Origin of the sequence: Kitasatospora sp. MBT66, from assembly GCF_000710405.2 — a bacterium.
In the GTDB taxonomy this organism is placed as follows: domain Bacteria; phylum Actinomycetota; class Actinomycetes; order Streptomycetales; family Streptomycetaceae; genus Kitasatospora; species Kitasatospora purpeofusca.
On record NZ_JAIY01000012.1, the window covers coordinates 195,451 to 195,753 of the forward strand.

A 303-nucleotide genomic window follows, 5' to 3' on the forward strand; every position below is an offset into this window, starting at 1 on the left:
CCGCGTCGCTGCCGGGCGCTGGGACGGGGGCCGGGGCGGGCGGCGGCACGATCTGCGACCAGGCCGAGCACTTCGGCCGCTGGCCCGCCGGCTCCGAGCAGGCCCGCCTCTGCCGGGGCATCTACGGCTGAGCCCGGACCGGTCCACCCGTCCGCAGCAGTCGTCCGCCCGCCACGGACCGACCTGCGCGGCCGCCCGGCAGCCGGGACAGCACCCGGGCCGGAGCCGGCGTGCGGTGGCCCTTTCGGAGCAGGAAGCCGGATCGGCCGACCTACCGCTCCGCCCCCCTTCCGGCCGGCTCGT